This is a genomic window from Lactobacillus sp. ESL0791, assembly GCF_029433255.1.
In the GTDB taxonomy this organism is placed as follows: Bacteria; Bacillota; Bacilli; order Lactobacillales; family Lactobacillaceae; genus Lactobacillus.
This window is the reverse complement of sequence record NZ_JAQTHU010000001.1, coordinates 981,176-1,000,124: the sequence shown is the minus strand read 5'-3', so window position 1 is coordinate 1,000,124 and position 18,949 is coordinate 981,176. Positions and strand designations below refer to the sequence as shown.

17 protein-coding genes are annotated in these 18,949 nt (G+C 41.8%); 1 reads left to right on the top strand and 16 read right to left on the bottom strand.

All coding sequences use genetic code 11. The features are described from left to right. Positions 1-177: 177 nt before the first annotated feature. The 11 genes from PT285_RS04985 to PT285_RS04935 form a co-directional block, all read right to left on the bottom strand. Positions 178-1,941: an oligopeptide ABC transporter substrate-binding protein gene (locus PT285_RS04985; protein WP_277148344.1), complete on the bottom strand. Its 1,764-nt coding sequence runs from the start codon at positions 1,939-1,941 to the stop codon at positions 178-180. A gap of 233 nt (positions 1,942-2,174) precedes the next feature. Beyond that, positions 2,175-3,935 carry an oligopeptide ABC transporter substrate-binding protein gene (locus PT285_RS04980; protein ID WP_277148342.1) on the bottom strand — a complete coding sequence of 587 codons (1,761 nt, stop codon included), beginning with the start codon at positions 3,933-3,935 and terminating at the stop codon, positions 2,175-2,177. A gap of 206 nt (positions 3,936-4,141) precedes the next feature. Next, positions 4,142-5,062: an ABC transporter permease gene (locus tag PT285_RS04975; protein WP_277148340.1), complete on the bottom strand. Its 921-nt coding sequence runs from the start codon at positions 5,060-5,062 to the stop codon at positions 4,142-4,144. Positions 5,063-5,074: 12 nt separating this feature from the next. Then, on the bottom strand, positions 5,075-6,034 hold the full coding sequence (gene opp4B / locus PT285_RS04970) for an oligopeptide ABC transporter permease (RefSeq protein WP_277148337.1): 960 nt from the start codon (positions 6,032-6,034) through the stop codon (positions 5,075-5,077). Between the two features lie 2 nt (positions 6,035-6,036). Beyond that, positions 6,037-7,011 carry an ATP-binding cassette domain-containing protein gene (locus tag PT285_RS04965; RefSeq protein WP_277148336.1) on the bottom strand — a complete coding sequence of 325 codons (975 nt, stop codon included), beginning with the start codon at positions 7,009-7,011 and terminating at the stop codon, positions 6,037-6,039. A gap of 3 nt (positions 7,012-7,014) precedes the next feature. Next, positions 7,015-8,037: an ABC transporter ATP-binding protein gene (locus tag PT285_RS04960; RefSeq protein ID WP_277148335.1), complete on the bottom strand. Its 1,023-nt coding sequence runs from the start codon at positions 8,035-8,037 to the stop codon at positions 7,015-7,017. 124 nt (positions 8,038-8,161) lie between these two features. Beyond that, positions 8,162-8,404, bottom strand: coding sequence for an acyl carrier protein (acpP, locus tag PT285_RS04955; protein WP_277148334.1), 243 nt, complete (start codon positions 8,402-8,404; stop codon positions 8,162-8,164). Between the two features lie 26 nt (positions 8,405-8,430). Beyond that, entirely contained in the window at positions 8,431-9,435 is a 1,005-nt protein-coding gene (gene plsX / locus PT285_RS04950; RefSeq protein ID WP_277148333.1) for a phosphate acyltransferase PlsX, read from the bottom strand. 20 nt (positions 9,436-9,455) lie between these two features. After that, positions 9,456-11,495, bottom strand: coding sequence for an ATP-dependent DNA helicase RecG (gene recG / locus PT285_RS04945; RefSeq protein ID WP_277148332.1), 2,040 nt, complete (start codon positions 11,493-11,495; stop codon positions 9,456-9,458). A 1-nt stretch (position 11,496) separates the two neighbouring features. Then, the gene (locus PT285_RS04940) at positions 11,497-13,155 is read right to left on the bottom strand and encodes a DAK2 domain-containing protein (RefSeq protein WP_277148330.1); all 1,659 of its coding nucleotides are present in this window, start codon (positions 13,153-13,155) and stop codon (positions 11,497-11,499) included. 21 nt (positions 13,156-13,176) lie between these two features. Beyond that, on the bottom strand, positions 13,177-13,539 hold the full coding sequence (locus tag PT285_RS04935) for an Asp23/Gls24 family envelope stress response protein (protein ID WP_277148328.1): 363 nt from the start codon (positions 13,537-13,539) through the stop codon (positions 13,177-13,179). Between the two features lie 165 nt (positions 13,540-13,704). Here PT285_RS04935 and rpmB point away from each other — a divergent pair, with 165 nt between their 5' ends. Then, on the top strand, positions 13,705-13,890 hold the full coding sequence (gene rpmB / locus PT285_RS04930; RefSeq protein WP_277148326.1) for a 50S ribosomal protein L28: 186 nt from the start codon (positions 13,705-13,707) through the stop codon (positions 13,888-13,890). 98 nt (positions 13,891-13,988) lie between these two features. On the opposite strand, the gene PT285_RS04925 is transcribed toward rpmB, so the two are convergent. The 5 genes from PT285_RS04925 to PT285_RS04905 are packed head-to-tail and all read right to left on the bottom strand — an operon-like array spanning position 13,989 to position 18,946. Beyond that, a complete protein-coding gene (locus PT285_RS04925) occupies positions 13,989-14,675 on the bottom strand; it encodes a thiamine diphosphokinase (RefSeq protein WP_277148324.1) in 687 nt (228 codons plus the stop codon). Beyond that, complete coding sequence (rpe, locus tag PT285_RS04920; RefSeq protein ID WP_277148322.1) at positions 14,672-15,331, bottom strand: ribulose-phosphate 3-epimerase; 660 nt, start codon at positions 15,329-15,331, stop codon at positions 14,672-14,674. Before rpe ends, PT285_RS04925 begins: the two co-directional genes overlap by 4 nt. Beyond that, positions 15,328-16,233, bottom strand: a complete 906-nt coding sequence (gene rsgA / locus PT285_RS04915; protein ID WP_277148320.1) for a ribosome small subunit-dependent GTPase A — start codon at positions 16,231-16,233, stop codon at positions 15,328-15,330. Before rsgA ends, rpe begins: the two co-directional genes overlap by 4 nt. Continuing rightward, positions 16,230-18,200 (bottom strand): Stk1 family PASTA domain-containing Ser/Thr kinase, encoded by a 1,971-nt coding sequence (gene pknB, locus PT285_RS04910; RefSeq protein WP_277148318.1) that lies wholly within the window; start codon positions 18,198-18,200, stop codon positions 16,230-16,232. Before pknB ends, rsgA begins: the two co-directional genes overlap by 4 nt. After that, positions 18,197-18,946, bottom strand: a complete 750-nt coding sequence (locus tag PT285_RS04905) for a Stp1/IreP family PP2C-type Ser/Thr phosphatase (RefSeq protein WP_277148316.1) — start codon at positions 18,944-18,946, stop codon at positions 18,197-18,199. Before PT285_RS04905 ends, pknB begins: the two co-directional genes overlap by 4 nt. Positions 18,947-18,949 lie beyond the last annotated feature (3 nt).

The window sequence follows — 18,949 nt, the reverse complement described above, 5'->3', positions numbered from 1 at the left end:
GCTCCAGAACAAGTTAATACCATTTAATATTAGCATATAGATTTTGGATTGCAACTACTTGATATGACCGCATTTTTGTAAAACTTTTACGGCTAAGATACACAATTAGACAAAAAAACAAATGAAAGCACATATAACCTTCATTTGTTTTTTAATCTTAATTAAATTGCTTTAATATTACTTAGCATAAGCGATATCATAATACAATGTATTGTTCATAGACGGTTTCTTTGAATAACCCGTTAATTTATTATTTACAGCGGTGATGCCATAAGCATTATCCATTGGAATTACATAAGCCTCTTCATTCATGTAATCCTGCCATTCATGGAATTTTTGCACCCGATAATTATGGTCAAAGGCTTTTTCAGAGTTCATTTCGTCTAATAACTTATTATTCTTTTCAGTTACAAAGTGCGAATAATTAAATGGCGCTGCTTCATTATAAATATCATTTGGTGACGGCTCAGTCGACAATACCCAACCTGCTTCAAACATATCGAAGCCAGGATCACTCTTTTGTAATTTATCATAAAATGCATTTGCTTCAGTCAAGCGGCCGCCGTAAAGTTTGACATTTAAGCCGATCTTATGCCATTGCTGAATATAGTTTTGAACCGTTGGCTCTTGAATAGCGGAACCTTGCATTGCCAAGAAAGTAATAGTTAGTGGTTTGCCATTAGGCTGAACACGCCATTTGCCCTTCTTCTTGTATCCCGCCTTATCAAGAATCTCGTTAGCTTTTTTAAGATCGTAAGGATAACCCTTTGAATCTTTATTGAAGTAATCACCAAATTGTGCCGGAATTAAAGTCGGAACTCTGAAACTTAGGCCGTCCGTATAATGCTTGTCAACTTCATTAACATTCATTGCATAGCCAATTGCCTGCCGCAAAGGCTTGGTCATCTTTGGATTCTTATCCATGACACTTTTACCTTGCTTATTACTCCACTTACCGACTTTAAATCCAAGGTAATAGTATGATAATGGAATGCTGGCTACGAAATTAACGCCTTTAGTGCCTTTGACTTGTTTCCACTGTGCATTACGAACATTAATAATATCAAACTTATGACTCTTTAAGGCCTGAGAAGCAGTATCCGGACTTACAACTTGAATTACAATTTTATCCAGCTTTGGTGTGCCACGCCAATAATATTTATTTGGTGACCAAGTAGTTGATTGTCCTCTAACAACTTTATCTAACTTATATGGTCCATAAAATAATGGATTTTTTCTAATCTTATCACTTGACATTAATTTAGCAAACGGAACATCTTTCAGATAATGATATGGTTCAGCATCCTCTATAAAATAGCCGTTACCAGAATTATACATTCCTGGTTTCATTTGCTTGAAATGCAAAATAACTTTAAGACCATTTTCACCATCTGGCATCTCAATTCCCTTAATGGTTTTCGTCTTGCCATTATGATAATCAGCTAAGCCGACGATATCAGCTAAAGAAGCGGTATACCTTTGCGACTGGGTTGCTTTATTAGCAGTAATTTCATAGGGATACTCAATGTCTTTAGCTACTACTTGCTTACCATCAGACCATTTAACACCCTTTTTAATTTCAATTGTGACAGTTTTAGTTTTTCGGTCAAGTTTAAACGTAGCAGGGCCTTTATCATTGATCTTAAAATTATCATCAGTGTCAAACAAGTTTTCAAGACCAGGTCCTGCAACATCGGTATCAGTTTGCATTGTCGAAAGTTCTGGTGCAAAAATTCCTGTAAATGGCGAAGCAGACAATTCTCCTATTTTTACAGTACCACCTTTTTTGGTTGCTTTTGTTGGCACAGCTGCTGGAAACTTACTTGCAGTTTTGACATCATTACCATTACTACTTGAATTATTACTCTTACCACATGCAACCAGTGTCAATGCGGCTGCAGTAACAACGCCGATTGAACTAAATATCTTTGATTTCTTCATATTTGCTACTCCTATTCACTTTTAAACCTAACAATATTCTTGAAACAAGTTAATGATTAAAGTTTAGCACCAATAATTAAAAAATCAATAATTTTATAAATAATATTATGATTTAAATTAAGATTATTCTTGGATATAGTTAAGCATCAGCTAATATTAGATACATAAATACAAAAAAACAGATAAAACAAAATCTGCTTTATCTGTTAATTATTATTAAAAATATCTTTTATCTATTTAGCATAAGCTAAATCGAAGTATAAAGAATTATTCTTTGATGCTCTCATTGAGTACCCTGTCAATTTATCATTAACTGCCATAACGGTGTAAGAATTATCCATTGGTATTACATATGCTTCATCATTCATATAATCTTGCCACTCATGGAATTTCTCTACCCGATAGTTATGGTCAAAGGCCTTTTCCGAGTCAATTTCTTTAAGCAACTTCGTGTTCTTAGCGGTTGCAAAGTGACCGTAGTTAAATGGTGCCGCTTCGTTATACAAATCATTCGGTGATGGTTCAGTCGATAGCGTCCAACCTGCCTCGTAAAGATCAACTCCCTTAGCACCCTTTGACAATTTATCATAGAAAGAATTGCCTTCGGTTAAACGCCCACCATAGAGTTTAACGTTCAAACCAAGCTTCTGCCACTGCTGAACATAATTTTGAATTGTTGGTTCTTGGATAGAACTGCCAGACATTGCCAAGAAAGTAATATTCAATGGCTTGCCATTAGGTTGCACACGCCACTTGCCCTTCTTCTTGTAACCAGCCTTATCAAGAATCTCATTAGCCTTCTTCATGTCATATGGGTAGCCCTTAGAATCCTTGTTGAAGTAGTCGCCAAATTGTGCCGGAATTAAGGTTGGAACACGGAAACTCAAGCCATGTGTATAATGCTTATCCACCTGATCAACGTTCATTGCATAACCCATAGCTTGACGAAGTGGCTTAGTCATCTTAGGATTCTTATCCATGACACTCTTGCCTTGTTTAGCATCCCAATGACCCATCTTAAAGCCGATGTACCAGTAAGATAGCGGTACTTTGGCGACAAAGTTAACTTTCTTGGTGTTCTTAACTTGCTGCCATTGTGCTGCTCTAGCCTGAATAATATCAAATTTATGGCTCTTCAGCGCTTGTGAAGCTGTGTCTGGACTTACAACTTGGTAGACAATCTTATCAAGTTTTGGTGCTCCACGCCAGTAATACTTGTTAGGAACAAAAGTTACAGATTGACCACGCACAACTTTATCCATCTTGTACGGGCCATAAAACATCGGGTTCTTTCTAATCTTGTCGCTAGCCATCAATTTGGAGAATGGAACATCCTTCAAATAATGGTATGGTTCAGCATATTCCCAGAAATAACCGTTACCAGAGTTATACATTCCTGGCTTCATCTGCTTGAAGTGCAAAACAACTTTGCGGCCATTTTCACCATCAGGCATTTCAATCCCCTTGATGGTCTTAGCTTTACCGTTATGATAGTCTGCTAAACCTTCAATATTAGCCAACGATGCAGTATATCTTTGTGATTTACTTCCTTTATTAGCAATAATTTCATACGCATACTCGACATCCTTTGCAGTAACTTGCTTACCATCTGACCACTTAACACCCTTCTTAACTTCGATTGTTATGGTCTTAGCCTTGCGATCGAGCTTAAAGGTGGCAGAACCCTTATCATTAATCTTGAAAGTATCATCGGTAGCGAACAACGATTCACTTGCTGGCGCCATCACGTCAGAATCAGTATTTACCGTTTCTAACTCTTGATTAAAAATACCAGTAATTGGTGAAGCTGACAACTCAGCAATTTTCACTGTTCCACCCTTTTTAGCAGTTTTGACCGGAACTTCTTGTGGAAACTTGCTGGCCGTTTTGGCATCATTAGTCTTATCATTGCTCTTATTATTGCCACAGGCAACCAAAGTTAAGGCAGCTGCAGTAACAACGCCTATTGAACTAAATATTCTAGATTTTTTCATATTTTGTAACTCCTATTCACTAGAAAATTCTAATAAAAATCTTGAAACAAGTTAATAATTTAATATTAACATATATAATTAAAATTTCAATATATTAATTGCAAAATATTAAAAATATTATACTTATAGTTACATTAGAAAATAAAAAGAAGACAGTGAAATTCATTATCTTCTTTAATATTTCAAATTAAAATTCTAAAATTAATTTAGTTTTCACGTTGACGCGCATCCCCAGCACGCTGAAGAGCTTCACCAACATAGTTAACACTTAAACAAATAATTAACAGCAAAACAACAGCAGGAACCCACAGCCATGGTCGAGTCGTAATGTTAACCGGATCGTTGGCAAACCCAATTAATGTACCCAAAGACGGAACATTTTTCGGTAAACCATAACCAATGAATGACAACCCGGTTTCAACACCAATGTTACCGGCAATCATTAAAATTGCATCCGTAATAATTGGCGAAAGAATGTTAGGCAAAACTTCTTTAAACATAATTTTAAGGTTAGATGATCCAGATGTTTTCGAAGCCAAGACATAATCTCTTTGCCGTTGAGACAAAACATAGGCTCGATAGAACCGTGATTCCCTCGTCCAGCTAAACAGCGAAATTATTCCGACTAAGGCAGTTGCACTAAAGTTGGGAATAACCGTTACTAATACAATTTCAATCGGCAGGGGTGGCAGTAACTGCCAAAAATCAATAATTCTCATAATGATGTTATCAATCGTACCACCAAAGTACCCAGAAATTAAGCCGATCACGATTCCAATAACCATACAAATTACAGATACTGCAAGACCAATTATAATTGAATTGCGACCACCCATAATTAGTAATTTGAAAATATCACGGCCACCATCATCGGTACCAAAAATATGACCGTCTTGACCCCAGCCTTGGTATGCGTCAAGAATATTAAATTCAGTAACTTGCCCCTTATTCAAGAACATTGAACCGCCAAACGTAAACAGCAAGACTAAAATTAATACAAATAACGAGAAGCGCGCACCCTTGTCACGCCAAATTTCTCGCACCGCAATCCGAAAGCCAGAAGTCGGACGAGAAATTGGTGCCTTAGTGTTTTTATCATTTTTTTGTAAATTTTTCTTTTCAGACATTTTTCTCCCCCCTTATTTAATTCTAATTCTTGGATCAACAATGCTCATGATAATATCTGATAACAGGTTACCAAGCAAAGTCAAGATACCATAAATAAGAATTAAAGCTGTTAACGTTGTATAGTCACGAGAGTTAATTGAGTCTAAGAACAATTTACCCATACCAGGATAACTAAAAACAGTTTCAATCATTATTGAACCACTAAGTAATCCCGTAATAACATTACCAAAGCTAGAAGCAATTGGTAAAAGAGAATTACGCAGGATATGCTTATTAAAGATTACCTTTTCTGGAACACCCTTACTCTTGGCAGTTCGTACATAGTCTTCAACTTTATTATCAACAATTCCTGTCCTCAAAAACTGAACAATACTGGTTGTGCTTAACAATGCCATCAAAATTGATGGTAAAATCAAGTGATAGAACTGACTAACCGCTGTCCCCCAAAAGCCATTAGCATTTGGCGAAACAGATCCCGAAATTGGGAACCAACCCAAGGTAAAGCCAAATAACCAGATTCCCAGCAAATATAGAACAAAACCTGGAATTGCCAGTGTTGTATAGTTGAAGAATTCAACAAGTTTATCCTGCCATTGACCTTGGTGCTTTCCAGCCGTAATTGCCATTGGAATAGAGATTAGATATGTCAGAAAAGTTGATACTAATGACATCCAGAAAGTATTGACCGCACGGTCAGCAATCAATGAAGTAACCGGTACTTGCTGAATATAGCTCGTACCAAGGTCGCCATGCATTACATTGCCCACCCAGCGGCAATACTGTACCCATGCTGGATCGTTTAAACCAGCTTGTTGTCGCAGCGCCGCAATCTGCTTTGGGTCCGTATTCGGATTAATTGATCCCGTAAACGGATCCCCTGGCATCATTTTAGCAATGAAGAAGATCAAAATACTTAAAATTATGATTTGGGGAATCATAATTAAAACACGCCGTAAAACTGTTTTCCACATGCTTAGTCACTCTCCTTTTCGTTTAATTCTTGTGCCACTTGATTTTTCGGAAGAGCAACCCAGTGTCCTGGGGCAACAAGCTGCAGCGGATAAACCCGCCCATCTTTGTCGTACCATTTACTCTGGTTTTCCTGGAATTCTTTTTCAACCCGTGCACGTTCTTTCTTATGTTCCTCGCGGTGATCAACATCAACCACTGGAATTGCTGAAAGCAGACGCTTGGTATAGATATGCATTGGGTGATTATAAATATCCTCACGGGTACCTAATTCAACGATTCGACCCCGGTGCATAATCGCCAGATTCTCTGACATATGCTTAACAACACCCAAGTCATGGGAAATAAACAGATAAGCAATGTCATACTGCTGCTGAATATGCTTCATAAAATTCAACACCTGGGCCTGAACAGACAAATCCAAGGCACTGGTCGGCTCATCGGCAACAATCAGCTTCGGGTTAGTTGCAACTGCCCGCGCCACACCGATTCGCTGCCGCTGACCACCGGAAAATTCATGGGGGTACTTGTACAACGAATCACTCGGCATTCCAACGATATCAAGTAATTCTTGTACCCGTTCCCGTTCCTGATCCGTTGTCAGATTTTCAAAGTTGCGAATCGGTTCGGCAATGATATCTTCAATCCGTTTTCGCGGATTAAGGCTAGAAAGCGAATCCTGGAAGATCATCTGCACGTCTTTATTATAATGCAACTTTCTTCTGTTACGAGCTCTAGTAATATCCATCCCCTTATAAATGATCTTGCCGCTGGTAACCGGCTCAACACCAACAATTGCCTTCCCAGTGGTTGACTTACCCGAACCTGATTCACCAATCAAACCATAGGTTTCACCTTCATTAATCGCGATAGTAATGCCATCAACTGCACGCACATAGTCAGTTATTCGGTTCCAAAAACCGGAACGAATTGGATAATGGACTTTTAAATCTTTGATTTGAATTATTTCGTTCGCCATAACTTATTCCCCACTTACTTCTTCTTGCTCATCTTGAAAGTGGAATGTCTTCCAGCAAGTACACCTTACCCAATGTCCAGGTTCAACCTCATGCATCGTTGGTTCTTCTTCATGAGCACTTGCGGGAATCCATGGAATCCTTGCAGCAAACCGGTCACCTTCACGCGGCATATTCTTTAATGATGGAACAGTTCCCTGAATAACGTGCAAGTCGTCATCTTCAGAAGCATCTGCTTGCGGCATTGAATTCAGAAGCGATCTTGTGTATGGATGAAGCGGGTGTTCAAAAATAGTTCTCACATCAGCCTTTTCAACAATTTGTCCGGCATACATAACCGCTACTTCATCAGCGGTTTCAGCCACAACGCCCAAATCGTGGGTAATCAAAATGATTCCGGAATGTGATTCACGCTGAATATCTTCAAGCAAGTCCAAAATCTGAGCCTGAATCGTTACATCCAAAGCCGTTGTCGGCTCATCAGCAATAATGATCTCTGGTTTGCAGGCAATCGCCAATGCAATAACTACACGCTGCCGCAAACCGCCGGAAAGCTCGTGCGGGTACATCGCATACATTTCATCCGGCTTCGGCATCCCTACCTGATTGAACAATTCAATCACGCGGGCACGACGTGCCTTGTCATCCATATCCGTATGGTAGTACAAGGTTTCAGCGACCTGGTCACCAACCCGCATCAACGGATTAAGGCTGGCTAGCGGATCCTGGAAGATCATGCCAATCTTGTCACCACGAATTTTATTAAAAAGCGATTCATTCAGTCCTACCAGATTCAATTCATTATAAAGAATATCCCCTGTCACCTTTGTGTTTTTCTGGTCGTATAAACCAATAATACTTGCAGCAATTGTACTCTTTCCACAACCGGATTCACCAACAATTGCCAAAATTTCATCACGCTTCAGAGTGATGTTCACATCATCCGCAGCGTCATAAAACTTTCCTTGCAGACGGTAAGCCGTATGCAAATGTTGAATGTCCAGTAAGAGATCACTTTGTTTCTCCAAAGTTCATTCCTCCATCTCAATTTTTCAACAATTTAAAAGGACTTTAATCTTTCTATTTTTGTTTTCTAATTATAACCACTATCAGCCTCACATGCAAATGCAGTAAGCGCTTTTTAAGCAAAAACTACTTCTGATGTGCCACAATATAATCGACTGCATCCCCTACAGTTGCAATCTTTTCGGCATCTTCATCAGGAATTTCTGCCCCAAATTCATCCTCTAATTGTAAAATAAATTCAACAAGGTCGATTGAATCGGCATCTAAGTCCTTGGTGAAATTGGTCTCATTTGTGATTTTATTCTTATCAACCTCAAACGTATCAGCAAGTAATCCTTGAATCTTGGCGAAAATTTCATCTTTTGACATTTTTCTCCTCTTTTCGTTAATGTCTATTATTTTATTTTAGCAAATTGCAGCTTAAACTGGTCGATAATTTTCTCTTGTAAAATTTTATCAATTTGCTTAAGCGTAAAATAAATTGCCCGCTCGTCAGACCGCCCGTGCGTTTTAACCACCGGAGCGTTGACTCCTAGAAGCACCGCACCGCCGTACTTGGCAGTGTCAAACTTTGAAATAATTCCCTTTAGTGCGTCTTTAATCAGCAAGGCACCGACTTTGGCTTTCAGCCCGCTGTTGAGCAGGCTGTCCTTTAGCAAATGGAGCAGCACACTTGACGTCCCCTCAATATTTTTCAGGATGGCATTACCGGTAAAACCATCGGTGACAACGACGTCCGCTTTACCCAGCAGTAATTCGTTACCCTCAATATTACCGGTAAAATTAAGCCCGCTCTCTTTCAGCAGATTATAAGCAGCCTGGTGAGTATCATCGCCCTTATCGTATTCGGAACCATTATTTAGCAGCATAACCCGCGGATTAGCAATTCCGCGTACCTTTTCCGCATAATAGGCAGCCATCTCAGCCCACTGCAGCAGGTATTCCGGCTTGGTCTTGGCATTAGCACCAACATCAATCATATTAAAGCCATCATCCGAATTTTTTACCGGCAAGGTCGGCATTAAACCCGGCCGCGCTATTCCCTTGATGCGGCCGATAATAAAAATGCCACAGGCAAGAAGAGCACCGGTATTGCCTAAAGATAAAATTGCATCGGCTTTCCCTTCCTTCACAAACTGAGCCGCTGCAACCATTGATGAATCCTTCTTTGCCCGAATTGCCTTGACGGGTTCATCATCATCCATAATCAGCTGCGTCGTGGCAACCACCTGTATTCGGTCATCAAGTTCTTCTTTTGGCAATAACTTTTTTATTTGTGCTTCATCACCAAATAAAATAAATTTGGTTTTCTTAAGCTCATCCTTTGCCTTTAAGACAGCCGCAACTATTGCCTCTGGGGCGTTTTCACCGCCCATTGTGTCAATCGCAATTGTTTTCATTGATTTTACCACAGCCTTTTCTATGTTCGTTCTTGTGCCAATTGTTTATATTTTAGCACCTGTTTAAGAGAATTGTTCGATTTTTTTTGCAACAGGGGATCTTGGGCTACCAAATCCTTGGCAACCTGTTGAGCCACCCGCAACGTATTGTAATCGTTAACCACGTTGCCTACCTTGAACTCAGGCAGGCCCGACTGGGCCTTGCCGAACAAATCACCTTCTCCGCGCATTTTTAAATCTTCTTCGGCTAATTTAAAACCATCGCTGGTTGCGGAAACAACCTTCATGCGGGCTTTACCCGAATCGGTTTTGGGATCAGCCAGAAAAATACAGTAGCTCTGTGTTTGTCCCCGGCCAATCCGGCCACGCAGCTGATGCAGCTGGCTGATGCCAAAACGATCGGCATTATAGATAACCATCATGTTGGCATTAGCCACATCAACGCCAACCTCAATCACGCTGGTTGCAACCAAAATATTGATTTCACCGGCCGCAAATTGCCCCATAATTTCGTCTTTTTTATTCCCCGGCATCTGTCCGTGCAGCAGCACGACCCTTTGCTCAGGAAAATCATGGGTCAATTTGGCATAAAGCTCTTCCGCATTTTTTAGGTCCAGTGCCTCAGATTCCGTAATCAGCGGGGTAACGGCATAAATTTGAAAACCTTGGGCCAACTGTTTCCTCATCAAGGAATAAACTTCATCCATTTGATTGCTGGTTTTCCATGCCGAAATGATCGGCTTGCGACCGGAAGGCAGATGACGAATTTCGGATACTGCCATGTCGCCATAGACAGTCAAAGCAAGAGTGCGCGGAATCGGCGTCGCCGTCATGACCAGGATATCCGGCTGGTTGCCCTTATTAATCAAGGCCTGGCGCTGCCCCACACCAAAGCGGTGCTGTTCATCAATGATCACCAGCCCTAATTTTTTAAAAATAACTTTATCCTGAATCAGAGCGTGTGTCCCGATCACCACATTAATGGTTCCGTCAGTCAGCTCTTGATAAATTTCCCGCCGCTCAAGTGCCTTGGTTGTTCCTGTCAGCAGGGCTGTCCGCACACCTAAGGGACGAAGCAAGTCATCAATTTTCTTAAAATGCTGACTGGCCAAAATTTCGGTTGGTACCATCAGGGCTGCCTGGTAACCAGCGGTAATTGCGGCGTAGATAGCATAAACGGCAACCACCGTTTTGCCGGAACCGACATCTCCCTGTAAGAGACGACGCATCTGCTTTGATGAATGCAGATCTGCAAAAATTTCGTTAACTACCTGCTTTTGGTCGGCAGATAATTCAAACGGCAGAAGTTTAGTTAATTTATTAACCTCCGCCAGATCATAATCTTTTGCGATCCCCTTGCCATTGTGAGCATTGCTGCTGGTTAAAAGGGCCAATTCCGTTTCAAAAATGAAAAATTCGCGGAAAATTGCGCTCCTTTTGGCCAGCTTTGCTTCTTGTGTATTTTTGGGATGGTGCATGCGGTAAACCGTTATTTGATCCGACAGGAGACGATACTTTTGCCGCACTTTCTCGGGAACCACATCACAGATATCCGGCAAAAAATCAGTAATTGCCTGATTGATTAACTCAACAAGTTTTTTTTGCCGTACATGCCGGTTAACCGGATAAACCGGCGCCATGCCGCTATCATTTTCTTTTGCAGCAACAAACTTAAACCCAGATAAGCTCTGCCGGGCGACGTTATATTTGCCATAAACCGCAACTTCCCTGCCAACCGCAATCTTTTGCCTTAACCATGGCTGATTAAAAAAATTGACCATGATAACTTCATGGTCAATCCGCATTTTAAAACTGAGGCGGCTTTTTTTATACCCGAGACGGCTGACAAACGCATCGGTCGCCACAATTCCCTTGAGCATTACCTTTTGACCATCCATGACTTGGTCGAGCGGTAAGGTTTGTAATTCATCATAACGAAACGGAAAGTAAAACAATAGATCATAAATGCTGTAAATGCCCAGACTGGCAAAATTGGCTGCAGTTTTAGTTCCGACACCTTTTAAATCGGTAATAGGCGCAAATAAGTCTGCAATCGCCATCTTATTCAACAGAAACTAAGAAATGATACACCGGTTGCCCGCCATCATGAATCTCGAATTCAAGACCATCATACTTCTTTTCCAACTGCGCCTGCACCTGCTCTGCCTGATCCTTGTTTGCATCCCGGCCGAACATAATGGTAATGATTTCCGAATCTTCATCGAGCATCTTTCCCACCATTTTAACCGTTGCTGCAATCAAATCAGGATCATCAACCCTGATATCACCATCAACAATACCCAGGTAATCATTTTTATGAACCTCAACCTCATTAATCACGGTATCACGGTTGGCCTGAGTAACTTCTCCAGAAACGACTGTTTCCAGGTCTTCCGTCATGTTTTTAACATTATCATCAACGGAACTGTCGGCATCAAACGAAAGCATCGCAGTTAATCCCTGGGAAATCGTCTTGGTCGGCACAATTCCCACGGGAATATCGCTAACCTCAGCGGCCTGTTTGGCAGCCATGACAATGTTGCCGTTATTTGGCAAAACAATTGCCTTCTTGGCACCGGACTTCTTAATCGCATCAATGATATCCTGCGTCGACGGATTCATCGTCTGCCCGCCGGAAATAATGCGGTTAACACCCTCGCTTTCAAACAGTTTGCGAATACCGTTGCCCGAAGCAACAGCAATCACGGCAAAGTCAACACTGTCTTGTTTTTCATCATTGCTGTTGACGATTGTTTCATGCTGAATCCGCATGTTATCAATTTTGATTTTACCCAATTGCCCAAACTGCTTGCCGTACTGGAAAACCGAACCCGGATGTTCAGTATGAATATGAACCTTAGCAACTTCATCATCAGATACCGCTAATAATGAATCACCTAAGCTTGACAGGTGCTTACGGAATTCTTCAAGGTTGAACGGCTGTTTGTTAGGCACATCTGCCGTCAAATCTACCATGATTTCTGTACAGTAACCGTTCTTAATATCTTGGGTTGCCAGCTGGCTTTGAACGGACTGGTGGTGCATGGCGTTAATCATTTCATCCATTTCACCGGCATCGGGCTGGTATTGGTCAGCAAAGTTTTCACCCAAAATTCCTTCAAGAAAGCCCTCATAGATAAAGAGCAGACCTTGACCGCCGGAATCAACCACCCCAACCTGCTTTAATACAGGCAGCAAATCTGGCGTTGTCTTCAAGGACTTTTTGGCACCCTCTACAATGGCCTTCATCACGGCCTCAACATCATCAGTCTCGTTAGCCTTATTGGCACCTTCCTGGGCAGCAACCCGCGCAACCGTCAAAATCGTCCCTTCAACGGGCTTCATCACTGCCTTATAAGCAGTTGCTACTCCATTAGTAAAAGCATTAGCCAATTCCTGCGCATTCAGGGTATTCATTCCTTGGGTTGCCTTGTAGAAGCCGCGAAAGAGCTGTGACGAAATAACACCGCTGTTACCGCGGGCACCCATCAGCATCCCTTTAGACAGACTTTCGGTCAAATCGCCGACTTTGGTACTTGGATTTTCGGCAACAGCCTTTGCGCCGCTTTCAATAGTCAAATTCATATTAGTTCCGGTATCACCATCGGGAACGGGAAAAACATTCAGTGAGTTAACAAATTCCGCGTTTCTGCCGATCCTGTGGGTGGCAACCCGCACCATATCTCTAAACTTTTTACTATCTATTTCTTTTAAAACCAATGTTTTCAACCTCCGTCGGCGTTATTCGTCAAGTACCTTCACATTTTGCACGATGACATTAACGGCCTTAGTATTAATTCCCAGCTGATTCTTCAAATTAAACTTGACACTATTTTGGACATTGCGGCTAACTTCCGAAATTTTTAAGCCATAACCAATAATAATGTAAACATCAACCGTAATTTCATTATCTTCTGACTTAACAACAACGCCGCGCTTATAGTTGGCCCGGTTAAGAATACCATCAAAGCCATCACGAATTGCATTTTTCGATGCCATCCCGACAACCCCATAATTGGATGTCGCAGCACTGCCGACAACCGTAGCAATTACTCCGTTTGAAATATCAATCAAACCATCTTTCGTTTTGATTTTAACAGCCATGTTTATCCTCCGTCTCATTTATTTATAAATAATACCTTTATTCTATCATAGTAAACAAGTATCGGCTAAAAAACCATTTTTGAAAAATACTTTTCATCTTGCAAAGCGGAAAAACTTATGCTATCGTTATTAAGTATGAAAACACAAATAAAGGAGGTTTAGCAAATGGCAAAAGATTATATTACAGGTAAAAAGACCACTTTTGGTAACACTCGCTCCCACTCATTAAACTCAGCGCGGCGCACATGGAAGCCAAACCTTCAAAAAGTTCGCATTCTTGTTGATGGTAAGCCAAAGCGTGTATGGGTATCAACCAAGACTCTGAAGTCTGGTAAGGTAACCCGTGCCTAATAATAAAAATCCGAAAAGCTGTTTTTCGGATTTTTTTATTTCCAAATTTTTGCAAAACGAAAAAGACAGCACGTCAAAATGCTGTCTTTTTTCATGACTTACACTTTTTGGTACCGATCAATATCTTTACATTGAACCACAGCCACTAAACCCTTTTCTACGTCTAATTCAAAATAATCACAACCCGGCAAAAACTCATTTGAACTAAAAGAAAACGGATAATCTTTTGAATAGTCTGCCAAATTATACTTAGCCTTACTAAGATTCAAATTTTTGACTGCTGTCAGGCTAGCAAAGCCAAAATAATTAAATGGTTCCCTTTTAATTATTTTATGTTTACCTGCATCATAAAAAGTAAGGAAATTTTGCTGATCAATTATCCTGAGTCTTTCTGCATAAGGACGAACCTCAGGATCAACTGCCAACAGTAAATTGATCAACAGATGGTCAAGGCGGCCGCCAGTTGCTCCATATAGAGTTAATGTTTCCACACGATACTCCTTAAAAGCATATCTAACCATTAATTCTGAATCAGTAAAATCTTTTTCAGGTAACGAATAGCGAATATCAGGTATTTGCTTTTCAACTTGCGCCAATTCTGTATTTCTAAGTGAATCGAAATCGCCAACAGCTAGATCAGGTATCAGTCCCATTTCTTCTAACAGCAGGCAGCCACGATCCACACCAATCAATAGCTCACCATTATTCTGAGCCGCCCTTAACTTCTTTTCAATGTCTTTAGGCCACTCAGTTTTAGGGCCGCCTAATAATGCGTATGCTTTCATTTAAGGATTGCTTCCAACTCTTTAATCTGTCCGGCAATATTGCCGTTTTTAAAAATATACGAACCAGCAACAAATATTTCTGCTCCTGCTGCCTTTGCTAATCCAGCCGTTTCACCGTTAATTCCACCGTCAACTTCCAGCGGAATTTTCTTGTCAGCCATTTTCAAGAGCTTAACCGCCTGGGCAATTCTCTCACGTGATTCCGGTATAAACTTTTGTCCGCCAAAACCAGGATAAACGGTCATCAACAAAACCTGATCCAGCTTAGACATAAACTTTTCTAAAACGGTCACCGGTGTATCCGGATTTAATACTAACCCAGCATTGACCTGGTTTTGCCTTAAATAATCAAGCCAGTGATTAAGTTCATCCTCATCCATTGCCTCGTAGTGCAATTCAACCATATCCGCACCCGCTTTGACAAAAGCCGGAACCAAAACATCCGGTTTGTCACTCATTAGGTGAATCTCCAGCTGACTAGCAGGAAATTCCTGCCGGAAATCACTGACTAACTCCGGGCCATATGACAGGTTAGGCACAAAGTGCCCGTCCATAATGTCAATGTGAAAACGGCTGATACCAGCTGTAATCGCCTGCTTAATATCTTTCTGCAAATTTAAATTATCTGCATTTAAAATTGATGGTGCAATGATCATTTTTTACCTCGCTTTTTTAAGTATTCGGGAATTCTTCCCGCGCTAATTTCTTCTCTCATCAGCAGATAGTCGTCGTAGCGGCTTTGCATGATTTCGCCGCTTTCAACCAGCCGCTTAACCTCGCAACCCGGTTCCTGCAGGTGCTGGCAACCGCGGAATTTGCACTTGCTGCTGGCACGTTTGAACTCCACAAAGTAGGTCGCTAGCTCAGTCAGTTTAATCGGTGTCAAGTCAATCGCCGAAAAGCCAGGAGTGTCGGCCAAAAAACCGTTAGCGAGAGGAAAGAGCTGCACAGTTCTGGTCGTGTGCTTGCCCCGGTTTAAACTCGTGGAAATTGCTGCTGTCTCCTGCTTAAGCCCCTTTTTCAAATGATTGATCAAGGTCGACTTGCCTGCACCGGATTGCCCGGCCAACGTCCAGATTTGGTCCCTACCAATTATTTGGGGAATTTTTCCAGACAAGGCCTGCCAGTCAGCAAAAATCGGATAGCCAATTTGCTGGTAATATGCCAGTAATTTCTTGACTGCTGCAACTTTTATCGCGGGCAGTAAATCACTCTTCGACAGATAAATGCATACCGGCACTTTTTTCCAAGCAAAAAATGTCAGGAAACGGTCGAGCAGCTGCAATGAAAAGTCCGGCTGCACAGCTGACATCACCAATAAGACGTGGCTGACGTTGGCAACCGCGGGCCGCCCAATCAGATTGAATCGGGGTAAAATTGCTGTCAAATAACCCATGCCTTTATCAATCCTAATCTGAACCTGATCGCCAACCACCGGTTTTTGACCATTATTGCGAAAATTGCCGCGGGCCCGGGTTCTGATAACGCCTGCATGCGTCTGGACATCATAAAAACCAGCAATTAGGCCAACAACGATTCCTTGCGTTTCTTTACTCATTTGCTTACCTTTTCGTTCAATATCGTCTGCCCATCCCTGACTACCTTCAATTCGCCGGCACCATTCTTCAAAGAAAACGGAATTGAAAAGTTGGTATCACGCTTAATGTACAGATCACGGTAAATGTTGCTCAGAGAATGCTTGTCATCCGAAATATAAATTTGCACATGATTGCTTGGGTCTGTCTCATTTTCATCATCATTGTCATCATCGTCATTTTCCTTATAGTTGACCGTAAATGTTTTAACGATGCTTGAATTTACATCTTTCTCAGCACCCTTGGAGATCGTGACAGTAATCGTTGAACCCCGTTCAACCTTAGTACCTGCACTTGGAGCCATTGAGATTACCGTGTTCTTATCCACTTTATCAGAATATTTTTGAATAATCTGCAAAGTCAAGCCATGCTCACGCGCATACTCTTGTGCATATTTAAGGGAACTATCCTTTAAATCTTTCAGCTTAATCGTATCTTTTGGTTGGGGAGCATTCCGCCCCTTAGACACTAGTAACGTAATCGTTGTTTGTGTTGGTTTGACTTCGACACCGGCAGCAATGCTCTGATTGATAATGTGATCTGGGGGAACCTCATCAGAAAACTGGTTTTCCCGAATGACCTCAAAGCCCATTTTTTCCAGTTTTTTAACCGCGTCATCATAATCGCTGCCAACCACGTCCGGGACCTTAACCATATTTTGCCCCTTTGAAATATACAGATCAACGGCACTGCCTTTATTAATCAATTGCTGTGCGCCTGGTGAAGAGGAGATCACCTCACCTTTAGACACATTTTCGGAATATTTACGCCTAACGCTACCCACTTTCAGGCCGGCCTTCACCAATTTAGCCCGCGCCGATGTTTCCGTTAAGTTGGTCACATCCGGGACATTAACCTGGTTGCGTCCATTCAAGACAAATAGCAACAAGCAAACCACTAAAACAGCGGCAAGCCCGATAAACAGCCACCACCACTTGTACTTTTTTAAATTCAAGCCCAAGCCGGCTGGCTCAGTTTGCTGATGAACCTCTTCCTTTTTTTTCTCTGGCTCTTCTTCCGGAACCTGCTTTTTAAACTGCGGCAAGACAATTGTTTCGTCGTTATTTACCGCGTGCTCGGGCAGGAAAACTGCTTCGCCGGCCCGTGCCGGATCCAGACTAGTATCTAAGTCCTCTTTCATCTCCTGAGCAGAAGCATAGCGATCCCGCGGATCCTTGGCGGTTGCTTTCAAAACCACATTTTCCAATGCCTGCGGAATCTGCTCGTCTTTTTCTTTAAGCGACGGAATTGGTTCCTGAGCGTGCTTTAACGCAATTGCCACTGCTGTGTCACCGTCGAACGGCACTTTACCGGTAATCAGTTCATAGAGAATGATACCTAGCGAATAAAGATCGGACTGCTTGGTAACCAAACCGCCCCGTGTTTGCTCCGGTGACATGTAGTGAACCGACCCCATGGCCGAATTAGTCTGCGTGACCGTGCTCTGATTGAGAGCAACCGCAATACCAAAATCGGCAATTTTAATATTGCCGTGGCGGTCCATCAAAATATTCTGCGGCTTCAGATCACGGTGAATCACATTGTGGTTATGAGCCAAAGAAACCGCACTTAAAATTTGGTCCATGATTCGGATAACTTCGTGCAAGTCAAGCGGATAATTTTTCCGAATATACTGCTTTAAATCTGGGCCGGAAACGTATTCCATTACCATATATGGCAGTCCATGATCGCTGCCGACATCCAAGACCGGAACAATATTAGGATGACTAAGTTCACTGGTAGCGAGGGCTTCACGTTTAAAACGATCAAGAATCTGCGGTTCCTTGCGTAAATCAAGGCGGAGAATTTTAACGGCAACCTTGCGCTGTAAAATAATATCTTCAGCCAAATAAACATTAGCCATGCCGCCTTCACCTAAGGTGTCAATGATCCGGTAGCGGTCGCCCAGCAAATAACCCTTCTCAATCATTTGCCGTCACCTTCTTCACTTGCTAACAGGCAAACCGTAATATTATCGCCGCCGCCCAGCCGGTTGGCCTCATTGATTAATTTTTGACAGCGGTCTTTCAGTGGCAATTCTTTTGTTGCCAGTATTTGTTGGATTTGCGGGTCATCAAGGGAATTAGTCAAGCCATCAGTACAAAGTAAAATAATGTCACCATCGTGCAGCGCAATCTGGCGAAATTCCGGATCAATTGTGCTGGAAACACCTAAAGCCTGGGTAATAATGTTTTTTTGCGGGTGGTGCTTAGCCTGCTCCTTGGTGATTTGGCCCATTTTAACCAGCTCATTGACCAGCGAATGGTCCTCAACCAGCTGGGTAAAGGTGTCATCCACATAGCTGTATGCACGCGAATCACCGAGGTGGGCAATCAATGCGTCAGCGCTAAAGGCAACTGCCAACACAATGGTCGTCCCCATGCCGTTTAAATCCGGAAAACGATCCGCTGTTTTTAAAATCGTTTCGTTTTCCGCATTTAGCTGCACTTCTAGCCAGCTATGCGCGTCATCACAATTATTAAAATCGGTTGTAATAAAGTTATGCCCAATGTGGCTGACTGCCATCGTGGAGGCGACATCGCCGCCCTGGTGACCGCCCATGCCGTCACAGACAATTGCTAAAGTTGCCCCAGTTTTATTTTTAAAAACTTGAACAAAATCTTGATTGCTTTTCCGTATTCGACCAATACTGGAAGCAAATGCTGTTTTAATCAAAAC